Annotated in this window: 9 protein-coding genes; 1 reads left to right on the top strand and 8 read right to left on the bottom strand. The window is 68.8% G+C overall.

The genetic code is table 11. The annotated features are described in order from the left end of the window. Positions 1 to 888: a copper homeostasis membrane protein CopD gene (gene copD, locus HV798_RS25025; protein WP_175195089.1), complete on the top strand. Its 888-nt coding sequence runs from the start codon at positions 1 to 3 to the stop codon at positions 886 to 888. Between the two features lie 69 nt (positions 889 to 957). Here the strand turns inward: copD and HV798_RS25030 are convergent, their stop codons facing one another. From HV798_RS25030 to HV798_RS25060, 8 genes are all read right to left on the bottom strand, one after another. Then, positions 958 to 2,508: a hypothetical protein gene (locus HV798_RS25030; protein ID WP_175195087.1), complete on the bottom strand. Its 1,551-nt coding sequence runs from the start codon at positions 2,506 to 2,508 to the stop codon at positions 958 to 960. Positions 2,509 to 2,587: 79 nt separating this feature from the next. Then, positions 2,588 to 3,307: a glutamine amidotransferase gene (locus tag HV798_RS25035; RefSeq protein WP_175195085.1), complete on the bottom strand. Its 720-nt coding sequence runs from the start codon at positions 3,305 to 3,307 to the stop codon at positions 2,588 to 2,590. Between the two features lie 206 nt (positions 3,308 to 3,513). Next, on the bottom strand, positions 3,514 to 6,135 hold the full coding sequence (locus HV798_RS25040) for a TonB-dependent receptor (RefSeq protein ID WP_175195083.1): 2,622 nt from the start codon (positions 6,133 to 6,135) through the stop codon (positions 3,514 to 3,516). A gap of 84 nt (positions 6,136 to 6,219) precedes the next feature. Then, positions 6,220 to 6,417, bottom strand: a complete 198-nt coding sequence (locus HV798_RS31745) for a hypothetical protein (protein ID WP_246289126.1) — start codon at positions 6,415 to 6,417, stop codon at positions 6,220 to 6,222. After that, a complete protein-coding gene (locus tag HV798_RS25045; protein WP_246289129.1) occupies positions 6,387 to 7,154 on the bottom strand; it encodes a FecR family protein in 768 nt (255 codons plus the stop codon). The genes HV798_RS31745 and HV798_RS25045 overlap by 31 nt, the downstream gene beginning before the upstream one ends. 1 nt (position 7,155) lies before the next feature. Then, complete coding sequence (locus tag HV798_RS25050; protein ID WP_246289131.1) at positions 7,156 to 7,659, bottom strand: RNA polymerase sigma factor; 504 nt, start codon at positions 7,657 to 7,659, stop codon at positions 7,156 to 7,158. 201 nt (positions 7,660 to 7,860) lie between these two features. Beyond that, positions 7,861 to 11,328, bottom strand: coding sequence for an autotransporter family protein (locus HV798_RS25055; protein ID WP_175195080.1), 3,468 nt, complete (start codon positions 11,326 to 11,328; stop codon positions 7,861 to 7,863). Positions 11,329 to 11,507: 179 nt separating this feature from the next. Beyond that, positions 11,508 to 14,909: an autotransporter family protein gene (locus HV798_RS25060; RefSeq protein ID WP_175195077.1), complete on the bottom strand. Its 3,402-nt coding sequence runs from the start codon at positions 14,907 to 14,909 to the stop codon at positions 11,508 to 11,510. Positions 14,910 to 14,967: the final 58 nt, after the last annotated feature.

The following is a 14,967-nucleotide window of genomic DNA, read 5'->3' on the forward strand; positions in this document are numbered from 1 at the left end:
ATGAGCCTGCTGTTTGTCGCGTTTGCGTTGTGCCGGGCCTTGAACGTGGCGGCGGCGGTGCTGCTGTTCGGCGCCGCCGCGATGTTGGCCCTGGGCGGCGCGCCGCGGCTGGGGCGGGACGCCGAAGCCGCGCTGCGGCCTGCGCTGCGCGCGGCGGCGGTGATCGGCCTCGCGGCCGCGCTGTGCCTGCTGCCGTTGCAGACCGCCAGCATCGCGGGCGACTGGGGCGCGCTACGGGATTCGGACATGCTGGCCACGGTGGCGCTGCAAACCCGCTATGGCCAGGCCTGGATGCCGCGCGTGTTCGGCGCGGTGCTGGCGCTGGCCGTGGTGCTGTGGGTGCGGCCCGGGCGGCCCTGGGTGCTGGCCTGGGTGGCGGCACTGGGGCTGGCGCCGCTGAGTCTGGGCGGCCATGCGGCGATGCACGAAGGTTGGCTGGGTGCGGCGCATGCGGTCAATGACGCGCTGCATGGCCTGTCTGCCGCGTTCTGGCTGGGGTCGCTGCCGGTATTCCTGTTGTGGCTGGCGGCCTGGCAGCGTCCGGGCAATCGCGCCGAGGCCACACGCGCCTTGCTGCGGTTTTCCACGTTGGGGCACGTCGCCGTGGCGGTGCTGCTGTTCAGCGGCATCGGCAATGCGGTCTTGATTCTGGGGGCTGGTGGGGTGGACCCGGCATCGGATTATCAGCGCCTGTTGTTGGTGAAAATCGTGCTGGCGCTGGTGATGACGGGGCTGGCGCTGGTCAACCGCTACCGCTGGATTCCGCGCATTCGCACGCAACGGGCGATGGCGCTGCACGCGATTCGCCGCAATACGATCGTGGAACTGGCGCTGGGCGCGGCCGTGCTGATGGTGGTGGGCTTTCTGGGGCTGATGTCGCCGCTGTAGGTGTGCGGCGAGCGCTGCTTCCGTGGCACGTCGCCGCCCGCAGCCACGGGCCAGCGCGGCGGCGACGCGTCAGCCTGCCAGCACCAGCAGCAAGGCCAGCGCCAGCAATATCGCAAACGCCGCCACGGCAAACGGCAGCAGCTGCGCATAGACCGCGCGTTCCTGGCCGCGGCCTTGCGCCAGGCCGGCCGCGATCGACATGCGCACCGGCGAAAAGAACCCCATCGACGTACCGGACACGTGCAACAGCGCCGCCGCCGCCGGCACGCTCAGGCCGGCGTGCAGCGCCAGCGACAGTTGCGACGGCATGAACAGGCTGTTGGGCGCATTGCCGCTGTTGGCCAGGATGCCGAAGGCGCCGGCCAGAAGCGGCGTCATCAGCAGCGTCCAGTCCTGCATGGTGCGGAACAGGCCGTCGGCAAAGGCTTGCGAGATTCCGGCGCCGGCCAGCACTTCGGCCATCATGGCGAACAGGAAGACCGACAGCACGGCGTGCTTGCCGGTGGTCCAGGCGTGGCGGGCGTTGGTGGACAGCAGGCCGGGTTGGCGGCGAATCGCGGCCATCAGCAGCGCGCCGGCGATCAGCCAGCTGCCCGCGTGCAGGAAAGGCGTCCAGCTGGGCAGGTCGGCGTAGGGGCTGAAGCGGGCCAGGCCGGCCAGGCCCTGGTTCAGGGCGGGCGCCAGGCGCGTGGCGACCAGGCAGGCGATCAAGACGATGTACGGCAGGGCGCCCAGCGCGGCGTCTTGCAGCTGCGCGCGGCCGGGTCGGCGATCCAGCGCAAAGCGCAGCACGATCAGCGGGCCGTAGGCGGCCAGCAGTGCGGTCTCGGGGCCAAGCAGGGCGGTGGCTGCGGTCAGCAGCGCCAGGCTGGCCAGCATCCACAAGGCTTCGCGAGCCTGTTCCGCCTTGGTCGTGGGCAGGCCGGCGCGGCGCGCGGTGAGCCAGAACAGCGTCATCCAGACCAGCATCAGCAAGGCTACCGGCACCATGCCGTACAGGGCCAATTGCGATGCCGGCACGCGGGCATAGGCGGACGCCAGCAGCGTGCCGCTGCCCATGGCGCCCCATGGGATCAGCGTCTGGCTGAGCAGGGCAAACACCATCAGTTCGCGCGGCTTGAAGCCCAGCGGGCGCAACAGCAGCACCGTGCCCAGCATGCCCACGCCAAAACCCGTGGCCGCTTCGGCGAAGGGGCCAACCAGGAAGCAGGCAAAGAACAGCAGGCGGCGACGGGCCAGCAGGTCGGTGGGGGAAATGGCGTCTGCGGTGGGCGCGGGTTCAGCCGTTGGCGTGACGTGAGGACCAGTGGACGCGGCCGTTGGCGTCGAAGGTGAACCTGCCGACGTGGCGGCGGGCCTGCGCCCACGGTCGGCGCGCGAGGCCATCTGCCAGAACAGCAGGCCGCCCAGGATGTAGGGCGTGATGATGGCGCCGATCCATAGCCCGCGAGCCAGCGCATGGCCCAGCGGTCCTCCCCCGAAAGCGCCGGGCGCCGCGAACAGCGCGACCGGAATCGCGGTGAGCAGGCCCAGCACGGCGGCCAGGGTGGTGTTGAGCCGCCCGCTGGCGATGGCGCTGATGACGACCAGGGCAGGCAGGGACCACAGCAGGGTCGTCATGGCGTGAGTCGACGTTCACGCGTCGAGCGCAAGCAGGAAGCCGGGCAGGGGCGATGGGAAATGCCGCGCGTGGGTATCGTCATCCGGCACAGGCCACGGCAAAGCCGCGCAGGATCTGCAACGCATGGGGCGTGGGCGCCAGGGCCGCCCGCAAGGCCGCGACGTCATGGCCTTGCGTGGCCAGGAAGTCTTGCCGCCGGGCCAGGCAGGCATCCATGACGGCGGGCGTGAATTCCGGATGGAACTGCACCGACAGGGCCTGCGGACCATAGCGCAGGATCTGGTGCGGGTCGTGGTCGGTGCCGGCCAGCACGGCGGCCGAGGCGGGCGGTTGCAACACGCTTTGCTCGTGCGTCAGGTGGGCGGCGAAGTGGTCGGGCAGTCCGGCCAGCAGCGGGTCGTCGTTTGACGCCGGCAGGCGCCGCACCGTGTGCAGGCCGATCTCGCGGCCGCGGGGGTGGTAGTCGACCACGCCGCCGAAGGCGTGGGCCATCAACTGGTGGCCGTAGCAGATGCCCAGCAGCGGCAGTTGCGCGTCCAGCGCCTCGCGCAGCCACTGCGCGGTGCGTTCGCTCCAGGGTTCGCGGTCGGTGACCATGGACCAGGACCCGGTGAGCACGGCGCCGCGCAGGCGGGCCGGATCGGGCAGGGCGTGGCCGTCGGCCGGGTATTCGATCGTCAGCGGGAGGTCCAGGCCGGTGAGGGCCGCGGTGACCCAGTCGCCCTGTTCGCCGTGGGAGGCGCGCAGATCTTCGGGCGGGCGGCCCATTTGCAGGATGGCCAGGGGTTTTTGTGTCATGGCGAGGGGCTAGGCGGAAGCGTCGGCCCGTTGGGGCCGGCCCGTTGGGGGGTGGCCCAGGCGGGTCGACCGCCATGATGAACCCGCCGCGCCCATTCATCAATATCAAAAACCGCCTATCAGGTATGAGCGCCGTTGATATCGTCAACTGGCCACGCCGCCTTGGGCCATGCCCCGCAGGGCAGGCGCCCAGGCGCGCGCTGGCCTTAGTACTTGACGGTATAAGCCAGCCCGAACGTGCGCCCGCGGCCGTTGAACTGCAACGATTCCGGCGTCATCAGGCCCGTGTACAGCGCCTGCGCACGCTGGCTCCAGGTGGTCTGGTAGCTACGGTCGAACAGGTTCTGCACGCCAAAACTGAGGGTGCCGTAGCGCTTCATGTCATAGCTGCCCAACAGGTCGAACGTCAGGTAGCCTTCCATGCGGTTGCCCTGGCCGTCGGTCAGGTCGAAGTTGCGGTTGGCCTGCAGGCGCAGCGCGGTGGGGCCCGAGCGCCAGGCGCCGAACACCGACGCCTTGGACGGGCTGGCCAGCGTGATGGTCTGCTTGGCCCAGCCGCCGTCGGCCTGCTGCTGTTCCGAGCGGATCGCCAGCCAGTTCACGCCCGCGCTCCAGTGCGGATTGAAGTCATAGGCGAGCTGGCCTTCGATGCCGTAGTTGCGCACCTTGCGCTCTTCCAGCCCGATGGACAGCGAGATCGGCTGGATTGCCAGGGCCTTGTCGGACCAGGCATAGAACGCTGCAGTCTGCAGGCGCCAGTTGCCGTAGTCGCCGCGCCAGCCCAGTTCGACCTGGCGGGTCTTGATGTTGGCCAGTTCCGAGCCGTTGATGGTGACGGCGTTCAGCAGGTTCCAGTTGCCGCCTTGCAGGCGGTAGGTGCCGTTGCCGTAGTACTTGGCCACGTCGACCAGGTCGAAGCCTTCGGAGTAGTTCAGCCAGGTCTGCTGGCTGTCGTCGACCTTCCAGAGCACGCCGGCATTGAACAGGGTGGTGTTGTAGGCGTTGGTGCCGCCCGGGATCTTGTCGGCGCTGCGGCCCACGCCGCTGTTGACCAGGATCTGCTGCGGCACGGGCACGAAGTCGCCCAGCTCGACCTTGTTGCGCTGCTGGCGCACGCCGCCGCTCAGGGTGACGCTGCGCGTGACGCGCCAATCGCCTTGCAGGAACGCGGCCCAGGTCTGCGCCTGGTAGTCGGGGTAGCGCTGCATGTCGTACAGCTTGTCGAACTTCAGGCCGCCCGAGGCCACAGCCTTGTTCCAGTCGAAATAGGCCGAGCCGCCGTTGAATTTCTCGTGGGCGTATTCCACGCCGTAGGTCAGCTTCAGGGCATCCCAATCCTTGGTCAGGGCGGCCTTCAGGCCCCAGGCGTCGGTATTTTGCTGCGAAGCGCCGTAGTAGTAGCCGCGCTTGCATGCGGCGGCCGTGGCGCAGGTGCCGTCGTTGTAGGTGAACTGGTTGGGGAAGGGATAGAAATCCAGCTTTTCGCGGCGCCAGTAGGCCTGGGTGTACAGGTCTTGTCCGCCCAGGATGTTGTTGGCCGAGTAGTCGGCCGCCAGCATGCTGCGTTCGGTGGCCGGCTTGACGTCGGATTCGAAGCCGTTGCGGATGTCCAGCTGGCTGGGATCGGCGGGGCCCGTCAGCGCCAGGCCGCCGCGCAGGCCGTTGCCCAGGTACAGCGCTTTGCCGGGGTTGAATTCCGAGTTGTAGAACTGGCCCAGCAGCTTGAGCTTCTGGTTCTCGGCCAATTGCACGTCCAGCGTGCCGGACAGGTCCAGCGATCGGTTGTATTGCAGGTCGGTCTGGGTGGTGTCGGGCGTGACCTGCTTGCCGTTGGCATCGTAGGCGGCGCCGTTCTGCGAGTACGCGACGGCGAGCCGACCGAAGACTTTTTCCGAGCCGCCGCTGACCGATTGGGCAACGCGCCAGTCGTGGTCGTCGCTGCCGTCAAAGCCGCTGCGGGCGGCGACTTCGCTGGTGAACGACGCGGGGCCGGGCGCGCCGCGCTTGGTCACGATGTTGATGATGCCGCCGGTGGCGCCGCCGCCATAGACCGAGCTGGCGCCCGACAGCACTTCGATGCGTTCGATGTTGAACGGCGAGATCGAGTCGAACTGGCGGCTGATGTTGCGCATGGAATTGAGCGACACGCCGTCGATCATGATCTGGGCGTTGCGCCCGCGCATGTTCTGCGAATAGTTGGTGCGGCTTTGCGAACCGAGGTCCAGGTTGGGCACCAGGCTGCCCAGGATTTCGGACAGCGAGGCGCCGCCATGGGCCTGTTCTTCGATCTGCTGGCTGTCCAGGTACCAGACGGTGCGGGGCAGTTCGCTGATGCTGGTGGGGGTGTAGCCGCCCACGACCACGACGGTGTCCATCGTGCTGGTCACGGCGGGTGCGGCGGCGGGGGCCGGGGCGGGTTCGATCAGCACCGTGTCGGCGCCGGTGTAGCGCCATGCCAGGCCGGTGCCGGCCAGTACCCGTTCCAGGGCGTCGGCGGGCGCCAGCGTGCCGTTCAGGGCCGCGGCCGTCTTGCCCTGGGTCAGCGCGGCCGGAAAGCTGATCTGCAGCCCAAGCTGGCGGCCCAGGTCCAGCAGCGCGGCGTCCAGCGGCTGGCTGCGCAGGGTGACGGCGCGGGCACTGGCGGTCTGGCTCGCGGGCGGCGCGGTCTGGGCCTGGGCGGATGCGGCGAACGCCAGCGTCAAGGCCAATGCCAGGGGCGCGTGGCGGCTGAGCCGCCGCCGGGCTTGGGGCGGGGCGGATCGGGTCGGGGAATGGGACGGCAAGGGGGAAGACAGCAAGGGGCGGGACAGCGGCGTGCGTGCGGACATGGAGGTCGGGTCTCGGTGCTTGGTAGTGGGGATTTCCTAGTAAGACGCCCCCAGCGGCGCGCGACCCTACCCCTGTCTTTGAAATTATTTGCCGTCGCCGATCCAGGCCCACGAGCCCCAGCGGCGCACGGTGACCCCGGCCGCGGCCGCCAGTGCCGCCAGGGCATCGGGGTTGTCCACGGCCACCACGGAAGAAATGCGCCGCTTGCCGGCGGCGTCTTCGACCCAGGTGGTCATGCCGGTGTAGCGGTTCAGCTGCGCCACCGCGTCGGCCAGCGGCACGTCGCGCAGCAGCAGCTTGCGTTCGGCCCAGGCCGCGGCGGCATTGGCATCGACCGGGTCGACGGTGATGCCGCTGGCCTTGACGCCCGCGCGCTGGTCGGGCGACAGCACCTGGGCGGCGGTGCCGGGCGCGCAGACGGCGCAATCGACCCCTGGCTTTCCAGCACCGACACATCGGTGGTGTCGGGCTGCAAGCGGCTGACCTCATAGCGCGTACCCAGGGCCGTGGCGCGGGCTTCGGGCGTGGCCACCACGAAGGGCCGCTGCGGGTCGCGGGCCACGGTGAAGAGCGCCCGGCCGCGCAGCAGGGTCACGCGGCGTTCGGTGCCCGACAGATCGCTGCGAATCGCCGATTCGGCATCCAGCAGCACCCGGCTGCCGTCGGCCAGCACGACTTCGCGGATTTCGCCCGCGGCGGTGACGGCGTCGGCCTGCCAGCGCCACCAGGCGCCGCTGTGCCACAGGAATACGCCGCAGAACGCGACGCTACAGCTGACCGCGGCGATGATCTTGCCGCGGCGCTTGCGGCGTTGCAGGTCGCGTTCCAGCTCTTGGCGCAGCGCGTCGCCGTTCACCTGGTTCATCTGACGCCACAGCGCGGCCACGCTGTCGTAGCAACGGGCGTGCTGGTCGCTGGCGCCATACCACTTGGTAAAGCGGGCATCGGGCAGGGCGTCGGGCGCGGCGCCGTTGCGGCGGACCACCCAGCGGGCGGCGTCTTGTTCCACGGCGTCCATATCAGTGGTCCGCCATGGCCTGGCGGCAGGCCAGCAGCACCCGGGTCATGTGCTTTTCGACGGTCTTGACGCTGACGGCCAGCGCCTGGGCGATGTCGCCATAGCTGTCGCCGTCGATCTTGTGCATCAGGAAAATCTGCCGGGTCCGCACGGGCTGGCGCAGGATGGCAGCCTCGAGCCGGGCGATGGTCTGGCGCATGGCGGCCACGTCCAGGGTATCCGGCGCGGCCTGGTCGGGCCCTTGCGATTGGGCGTAGACCGCCTGCTTGCGCTGTTCGGCGGTGTCGCGCCGCTGCAGGTCGATGGCCAGGTTGGCCGCCACCTGGAAGACGTAGGCGCGCAGGTTGTCGACGGGGGCCTTCAGCTTGCGCGACCGGGCCAGCTTGACCCAGGTCTCCTGGGCGCAATCTTGCGCGGCATCCCGCGAACCGGTACGGCGCGACAGGAAGTCGACCAGTTCGCGGTAGTGGGCGACGACGGTCTCGGCAAGCATCATGGCGGTCATGCGGGGCAGAAGAGGGCAATGAAAAACAGTCGCACATTATAATGAGAAACGTTCTTATTGCACTTGCCGAGAACCCTGACAGAGACGCGGCGGCCGATACACGGGCGGTCTTGCATCGTGCCGCAAGGGTTCGAGCGGCCAGAAAAAAGGGAGGCCGCCACCGTGTGCCGGGCCTCCCTGGTGCTGCGGGCAGTCTGTTGTCTACCAGCGATAGCCCACGTTCAGCATGCCGCCGTAGCCACGCTGATTGTTGTTGCCGGCCTGGCCAAAGACGTGGCCCGCGACCTGCACGCGGCGGCTGACCCGGCCTTCGGCGCCCAGCTTCAGTTCCAGGCTGTTGCGCGCGAGGGCGGCGTCCAGGGTGTTGGGCCCCATGTTGACCGACGGATTGCCGAAGCTGTGCAGCCAGTTGGCTTCCAGGAAGGGGCGCACGGCAGGGGCGTTGGGCACCGCCTGGGGATAGAGGCGAATGCCGACGCGCGAGTTCCAGGCATTGTCGTTGCCGCTGCGCATGCGGGTGCCTTGCAACGTGGCGTCTTGCGCGTCGTAGCGGCTGTAGACCAATTGGGCGTGGGGTTCGATGACCACCGGGCCCAAGGACGAGCTGTCCGCAAACGGCTTGACGGCATAGCCGGCTTCGAGCGCGGCGCTCCAGACGGTGGAGTGGTAGCGGGTGGAACCCAGTTCGCTGTTGATCTGGTTGGAATAGCGACCGTATTGCAGCCAGGTGTCGGCGTAGGCGCCCATGCGGGTGGCGTCGTTCTGGTACACGGTGCCGTACATACCCACTGAGTAGCCGGAGACCTTGCCGCGCGCCCGGGCCTGCACCGTGGCGCCGGTGGGCAGCCGCAATGCAGAGATCGACGTGCTGCGGGCGTCGCCATAGCCGCCCATCAGGCCGGCATAGACGGCGCCGTCCTGGCCGAGCGGGGCGTTGATCAGGTCGCCGCCCAGTTGCAGGATGGCGCTGTCGGTGTCCAGCGTGACCCGGCCTTGCGACAGGCGCACACCGCTGTCTTGGCGGCCCAGGACGCGCGTCCAGACGCCGCGGCCGTTGTTGAACGTGCCGTCGTTGAGCGACTCGTCGCCGCCGCCGTCGCCATGGGCGTCGCCGGTAGCGACGGCCGTGGGGTTGGCGGGGATGCGGTCATGGCGGCCATGGTTGAAGAATTGGGCGCTGGCCAACCGGTTGCCAAGGTAGGCGCCGCTTTCGGGCGATACGTTGCGAAACGCGGGGCGAGACGGCGTGATGACGGCAGGCGACAGGGGCGAGGGCGTGGCCGGCGTGGCGGGATCGACGCGGGAAGCCGGGTCGCCCGGGGTCGGAGGCTTGATCGGTGTGATCGGGCCGAGCGGCACCGCGGGATCGGGCGGGGTCACGCCCGAAAAGTCCGACGTCAGGTACCAATCGGCCGCCACGCCGCCATTGCCGCCGCGCACCAGGCTGTACTCATAGCCGTTCAGCGCCAGCGTTTGGGCGCTGGCGCGGTATCCGGTGGATCCGGCGTCCAGGCGGAATGCATCCGCGGCAGTGGTGCCGCCGTTGATGGTCTGGATGACGCGGATGCCCGTCTGCGTCTGGCCGCCGGCACCCCCTGAATTCAGGATGCGCAACGACGTGTTTCCCGTCGTGGCGCCGCTGTCGATGACAAGCTTGTCGGTGGCCGAGGCGTCATCGCCCAAGCGGGTGTTGAGCACCAGGGTGCCGCCGCCCGCATAGTGGTTGACGGTGACCGTCTTGAAGCCCCCGCCGCCCGTGGGCGCCACGTAAGCCACGGTGCCGGCGTTGTCCAGCGACGCCAGGGAGGAATCGCCTCGCACGTTCCAGGTGCTGGTGGCGTCCAGCGCCATGCTGATATGGCCGGTGGCGCGCTCTTGCAGGGCGCCAGTCAGGACCGACCCGCTCGCCAGGGTGACCTGCGCGCTGCCGTCGTTGGCGACCACGTCGCCGGTCAGGCGCGAGCGGGTGGCATTCAAGGAGACCAGTACGGTATTGGTATCGGTTGGCACGCCGCCGCTGACGACCCTGAGGAAATTGGTACGCAGCAACACGCCGTTGTCCAGGCTGCCGCCGGCCCGCCCGGTGACGGTGGCGTCCGAAAGATCGAAGGTGTGGCTGCCGCCGTTGGCCAGCATCGCGGCGCCGTCCTGGGTACTGATCGTGGTGCCATTGCGCACGGTGATGGTGTTGCCTTGGCCCGCATTTTCCAGGGTGCTCCAGATGCCCACGGCGCCCGCGCCTTCGGTGGCCAGGCGCACATTGTCCAGCGTGGTGGTGGCGCGCTCGCTGGTGAGCAGGCCCGCGGAATTGGCGCCGGTGGTCTTGATGTCGGTGTTGACCGCGGAAAGGGTGGAATAGACCCCGCGCGCCAGCAGCCCGGCGGCGTTGCCGCCATGGGTGGTGATGCGGGAGTCTTTCAGCCGGATCTCTGCGGCGTCGGCGCTGTTCGGGTCGCCCAGCCTGACCTCGGCGCCGCTGGCCCGGTTGCCCTGGGTTTCGATGGTGACGCGGGTGGCGTCGATGAGCGCCGCACTGCCCCATTCACGTGACACGTACAGGCCATGGCCGCCGGCGCCCAGGGTTTTGATGGTGCCGTCGGTGAGCACGGCCCGGCCCAGCCGATTGTCCACGCCCACGCGGGTCGAGGTGATGTCGAATACGTTGGCGGTCAGTTGGGTCCCCTGTTTTGCCAGCCAGACCCCGCCACCATCGGTCGACAGCGCCGAAATGGAGGTGTTTTCCAGGACGGCCGAGACATTGGCGGCATTCATGTCGAGCGCTGCGCCCGAGCCGGTGGAGACCAGCGCGGCATTCTTGAGCAGGGCCGTGGAGGCCGGACCGCCACGGGTGTCGGCCCCCAGAAAGAGCGCCAGGCCGCCGGTCAGGCTGCCGCCATCCATCTCGAGCCGGCCGCCGTTCAGGCGGGCGCCATAGTGGTCGCCGCCGCCTTGGACGACGGTGTTGTTCAGAGAGACCAGGGAGTTTTGGCCGACGATTTCGATGCCGGACGACGCATAGTTGCCCAGGGCCGTGACACTGCCGCCAGTGAGGGTGATGGTGGCGCCGTTGCTGGCCTGGACGGCGCTGGCGTCGTCGCCGGTGGTCGTTATGGTGACGCCGTTGGCGCTGATGGATGACCCTGCGTCTTCGGCCCACAGCGCAATGGCGCTGACCCCGGACGTGGTGACCGATCCGCCGTTGATGACAACGCTGCCGCCTTGCTTGGCGTTGGCGCCGTTGGAAAGATTGCCGCGCGTGGTGATGCGGCTGTCGCTGATGGTGATGCGGCTGTTTGCGCCAAGGGATTGCAAGGCATGGTTGGCTTGGCCATCGCCCAGTGTCTGGATGGTGCTGCGGGTCAGCGATACCGTGGCGCCGGCGCTCGCGCGAACGCCTTTGCTTTGTTCCAGCAGCGGAGTCACGGTGGGATTCGCGGTGACGGTGATGTTGTCCCCCGATACGGAATTGCCGGCGCCGGACGCCTCGATGGCGCCTTCGATCGACCCCGTGTACGTGACGGTGTCGCCGCTGTCGAGCGTGACCTGGGTGGCGCCGGCGGGGTCATTGACGCGGACTTGTCCGCGTTCCGCGGCCAGGACAGGGGTCCAGCACGCAGGCAGCGATGTGGCGAGCAACCCGACCATGATCGGATTGAGGGCGATACGCATAGGGAAGCTCCTTGGCGCCAGACCGGGGTGTTCCTATACGAATCGAACAGGGCTCAATCGCAAGAATGAGGCGTCGTTGACGAGTGGTAGGACTGACCGGTCAAGGCGATGTTGTTGTCGTGTGCGTCATCTTCGCGGTTCGGCAAGAGGCAGAGAATTGGATATTTCTGAAAATGGGTCTACCACCGGTAACTCAGGTTGAGCATGCCGCCATAGCCCCGCTGGTTGTCGTTGCCGGCTTGGCCGAACACGTGGCCCGAGACCTGCACGGCGCGGCCAACCCGGCCTTCGGCGCCCAGTTTCAGTTGCAGGCTGTTGCGCGACGGCGTGGCGTCCAGGGTGTTGGGGCCCATGTTCACCGACGCATTGCCAAAGCCATGCAGCCAGTTGACTTCCAGGAAGGGGCGCACGGCGGGCGCGTTGGGCGCAGCCTGCGGATAGAGGCGCACGCCGACGCGGGCATTCCAGGCGTTGTCGTTGCCGCTGTTCATGCGGGTGCCTTGCAGTGTGGCGGTGTCGGCGCGGTAGCGGCTGTATACCAATTGGGCCTGGGGTTCGACCACGACCGGCCCCAACGCCGAGCCCGGGGCGAAGGGCGCCACGGCGTAGCCGGCTTCGAGCGAGGCGCTCAAGACGGTGGAGTGGTAGCGGGCAGTGCCCAGCTCGCTGTCGAGCTGATTGGCATAGCGGCCGGCTTGCAGCCAGGTGTCGGCGTACGCGCCCATGCGGGTGGCGTCGTTCTGATAGAACGTGCCATACGCGCCCAGCGAGTAGCCGGAGACCTTGCCCCTGGCCCGCACCCGGGCTGCACCGCCGCCGGGCAGCGTCAGCGTGGAGGTGGAGGTATTGCGGGCGTCGCCGTAGCCGCCCATCAGCCCGGCGTAGACCGACCCCTGCGAGCCGAGCGGGGCGTGGATGAGGTCGCCGCCCAGTTGCATGACGCGGCTGTCGGTGTCGATGGCGACGCGGCCCTGCGCCAACCGCAGGCCGCTGTCCTGGCGGCCTTCGACGCGGCTCCAGAGGCGTCGGCCGCTGCCGCAGGCCTGGCTGTCGCTGGCGCAAGCGCCGTCATAGCTGGGGGTGCGGTCGTGCAGCGCATGCAGCATAAAGCGGGCACTGGCCAGCCGGTTACCGAGATAGGCGCCGCTTTCCGGTGAGACGTTGCGCACGCCCTTGCCGCCGGGCAGGGGGGCAGGGCGCACAGGTTGGAAGTCGGGCGGCGCGATGGGCGGGGCGGGATTGCCCGGGTCGACAGGGTTCCCCGGCGCCGTGGGGTCCGGGCTCGGCGTGATGGTGGACGTGCCCGTGAACTGCGACGCCAGGTACCAGTCGGACGCGGCGCCGCCATTGCCGCCGCGCATCAGGCTGTAGTCGTAGCCATTGACCGAGACGGTGTCGGCGCTGGCGCGGTAGCCGGTGGATCCGGCGTCCAGGTGGAAGGCGTCGGCGGCGGTCGTGCCGCCGTTGATGGTTTCGACCACACGGATACCCACTTGCGTCTCGCCGCCCGCGCCGCCCGCGTTGAGGATGCGCAGTGCGGTGTTGCCCGAGGCGGTGCCGCCGTCGATGACCAGCTTGTCGGTGGGCGAGGCGTCGGCGCCCAGCCAGGTGTTCAGCACCAGGGTGCCGCCGCCCGCGTACTGGTTGACCGTCAGGGTCTTGAAGCCCGTGCCGCCGGCGGGCGCGGCAAAGGCGACCGTGCCCGCGTTGGCCAGCGTGGTGGCGGTGGATGAGGCGCGCATGTTCCAGGTGCTTGCGTTGTCGACCGTGACGTTGCCCACGCGGCCGCTGCCGCGCTGCACCAGCGCGCCGTTCAGCACCGAGCCGCTCTTGAGGGCAACGTCGACTGCGCCGCTGTCGGCCAGCACGTCGCCGGTCAGGGTGGCGCGGGTGGCATCCAGCGTGACCTGTCCGCTTTCGAGCACGCCCGTGCCGACCTGCGCGGCGCGCGAGTGCAGCAGCACGCCGGTGTCCGCATTGCCTGCGGTCCGCGCGGTGATGCTGGAATCGGACACCAGAAAGGTGTGATCGGCGCCCGAAGCCAGCAAGCCCACGCCGTCCTGGGTGTTGATCTGGGTGCCGTTGCGCACGACGACGGTGTTGATCGCGCCGGCCGTATCGAGTGAGCTCCAGATGCCCTGGCTGCGCTCGCCTTCGACCGTCAAGCGGCTGTTGTCCAGCAGGGTGTCGGCGCGGTCGCCGACCAACAGGCCGGTGGCGTCGGCGCCAGTGGTTTTGATGTCGGAGTTGATCGCCGACAGGCTGGCATAACGGCCCCGTGCGCTCAGGCCATAGGCGAAGGTGCCCTGGGTGGAGACGCGGGAATCGCGCAGGGTGATGTCGGCCAGATCGGTGCTGTTCGGGTCTTCCAACGAAACCTGGGCACCCGCGGACAGATAGCCCAGGGTTTCGATGTCGACATGGGTGGCATGGATCCAGGCTGCGCCGCCATCCAGGCGCGACAGGTACAGGGCGGGGGCGCTCATGCCCAGCGTCTTGAGGGTGCCGTTGGTCAGCGTGGCATGGCCGCGGCGGTTATCCACGGCGGACGAGGCGGCAGTGATGTCGAAGCGGTTGGCGACCAGCACCGTGCCGGTGGACGGTAGCCAGACGCCCATGCTGTTGGGCTCGATCGAGCTGAGCGAAACGCCTTCCAGGTCGGCGGCGGCATTGGGGGCGTTGATGTTCAGGGCGATGCGTCCGCGGCCGGTGGCCGTGATGGTCGTGTTGCGGGCTTTGAAGTACGCACTGGCCGAGCCAGAACCCGTGCCGTCGGCGGCCAAGGCCACGGCGTCGCGGCCCGAGATGCTGCCGCCCTCGATCTCGACATGGCCGCCCCGCACCTCCAGGCCCATGCCACTGTCCGCGCCCTGGATCACGACGTTTGTGGCGGTGATCCAGGCATTTGCGCCGACGGTCGCGAGCCCGTAACCCCACGAGCCGGAGGCCGTGACGGTGCCGCCATTCAGCGTGATGCGCCCCCCGAGCCGGGCCAGCGCGCCAGTGCCCGAATTGCCGCCCTCGGACAGGATGGTTACGTCGGTGGCCTCGATGCTGGAACCCGCACCGTCCGCCATCAGGCCGGACGAGGTTCTGGTCGTGGTGACCGACCCGCCCTGCAGCACGATGCGGGCGCCCGCTGTTGCGCTGGCGCCGGAGGAGAGCTCACCTCGGGTGGAGATGTCGCTGTCGCGGACGGTGATCAGGGTGCCCGCACCGTAGGCCTCCAGCGCGTCGCTGAACTGGCCCTGGCCCAGGGTCTTGACGGTGCTGCCGGTAAGGGACACGGTCGCCCCGTCGCGGGCGCGCACGCCCCTGTTGCGGAAGCGCAGGGGATCGGACGGTTCATTTGCCGTGACGGTGACGCCAGCTCCCTGCACGTGGTTGCCCGCGCCGGTGACGTCGATGGCCCCGCCGGTATCGCCGCCGTAGGTGACGGTATCGCCGTTGTCGAGCGTGACGTGCGTATTGCCAGCAGGGTCGTTCACCAATATCTGGCCGCGTTCGGCGGCGTGGGCAGGGACGAAAGGCAAGGTGGCGGCGAGCAATCCGACCATGATCGGATTAAGGGCAATGCGCATAGAGAGACTCCTCGGCCCAAGAGCCGAGGAGCGGGTATGCGGAACAACACGGACAGCC

Source organism: Achromobacter deleyi (assembly GCF_902859705.1).
In the GTDB taxonomy this organism is placed as follows: Bacteria; Pseudomonadota; Gammaproteobacteria; order Burkholderiales; family Burkholderiaceae_B; genus Achromobacter; species Achromobacter deleyi.

Coding starts and splice junctions, on each gene's coding strand:
- HV798_RS25030 (WP_175195087.1), bottom strand. CDS start 2,508: ATGACGACCCTGCTGTGGTCCCTGCCTGCCCTGGTCGTCATCAGCGCC.
- HV798_RS25060 (WP_175195077.1), bottom strand. CDS start 14,909: ATGCGCATTGCCCTTAATCCGATCATGGTCGGATTGCTCGCCGCCACC.
- HV798_RS25055 (WP_175195080.1), bottom strand. CDS start 11,328: ATGCGTATCGCCCTCAATCCGATCATGGTCGGGTTGCTCGCCACATCG.
- HV798_RS25045 (WP_246289129.1), bottom strand. CDS start 7,154: ATGGACGCCGTGGAACAAGACGCCGCCCGCTGGGTGGTCCGCCGCAAC.
- HV798_RS25050 (WP_246289131.1), bottom strand. CDS start 7,659: ATGACCGCCATGATGCTTGCCGAGACCGTCGTCGCCCACTACCGCGAA.
- HV798_RS25035 (WP_175195085.1), bottom strand. CDS start 3,307: ATGACACAAAAACCCCTGGCCATCCTGCAAATGGGCCGCCCGCCCGAA.
- copD (WP_175195089.1), top strand. CDS start 1: ATGAGCCTGCTGTTTGTCGCGTTTGCGTTGTGCCGGGCCTTGAACGTG.
- HV798_RS25040 (WP_175195083.1), bottom strand. CDS start 6,135: ATGTCCGCACGCACGCCGCTGTCCCGCCCCTTGCTGTCTTCCCCCTTG.